Source organism: Streptomyces olivochromogenes (assembly GCF_001514115.1).
GTDB lineage: Bacteria > Actinomycetota > Actinomycetes > Streptomycetales > Streptomycetaceae > Streptomyces > Streptomyces olivochromogenes.
On the sequence record NZ_KQ948520.1, the window covers coordinates 1 to 1,049 of the forward strand.

Sequence of the window (1,049 nt, forward strand, 5' to 3'; positions counted from 1 at the left end):
TCGCTGGCCGATGAGACGCCGGAGGGCCGTTCCATCGTCGTGCTGGCGAAGGAGAAGTACGGGCTGCGCGAGCGCCACCAGGGCGAACTCGCGGGGGCCGAGTGGATCGCCTTCACCGCCCAGACCCGGATGTCGGGTGTGGACGTCGACGGGCGCAGGATCCGCAAGGGCGCGGCCGGTTCGGTCATCACCTGGGTCCAGGAACAGGGCGGCACCGTCTCCAAGGACGCCGACACCCTCGCCAACCGCATCTCCGAAGCCGGCGGCACCCCCCTGCTGGTCGCCGTCGAGGACACTGACGGCGCGCGCATCCTCGGGGTGATCCACCTGAAGGATGTTGTCAAGGAGGGCATGCGGGAGCGGTTCGACGAGCTGCGCCGGATGGGTATCAAGACCATCATGATCACGGGTGACAACCCGCTGACGGCCAAGGCGATCGCGGACGAGGCCGGCGTCGACGACTTCCTCGCGGAGGCGACTCCCGAGGACAAGATGGCGCTGATCAAGCGGGAGCAGGCGGGCGGCAAGCTCGTCGCGATGACCGGTGACGGCACCAACGACGCCCCGGCCCTCGCGCAGGCGGATGTCGGCGTGGCGATGAACACGGGCACGTCGGCCGCGAAGGAGGCCGGCAACATGGTCGACCTCGACTCCAACCCGACCAAGCTGATCGAGATCGTCGAGATCGGCAAGCAGCTCCTGATCACCCGGGGTGCGCTGACGACGTTCTCGATCGCCAACGATGTGGCGAAGTACTTCGCGATCATCCCGGCGCTGTTCGCGGCGGTCTACCCGGGCTTGGACAAGCTGAACATCATGCACCTGTCCTCGCCCGACTCGGCGATCCTGTCCGCGGTCATCTTCAACGCGCTGATCATCATCGCGCTGGTCCCGCTCGCCCTGCGGGGTGTGCAGTACCGGCCGGTGAGCGCGGACAAGATGCTGCGGCGCAACCTCGGGATCTACGGCATCGGCGGCCTGATCGCCCCCTTCATCGGCATCAAGATCATCGACCTGCTCATCTCCCTCATCCCCGGAATCGGCTGATC

Annotated in this window: 1 protein-coding gene; it reads left to right on the forward strand. The window is 67.0% G+C overall.

Features of this window, described 5'->3' with window-relative positions; translation table 11 throughout:
- Positions 1–1,047, forward strand: a 1,047-nt coding sequence (kdpB, locus tag AQJ27_RS51315; RefSeq protein ID WP_067385982.1) for a potassium-transporting ATPase subunit KdpB, incomplete at its 5' end; no start/stop codon positions are given.
- Positions 1,048–1,049: the final 2 nt, after the last annotated feature.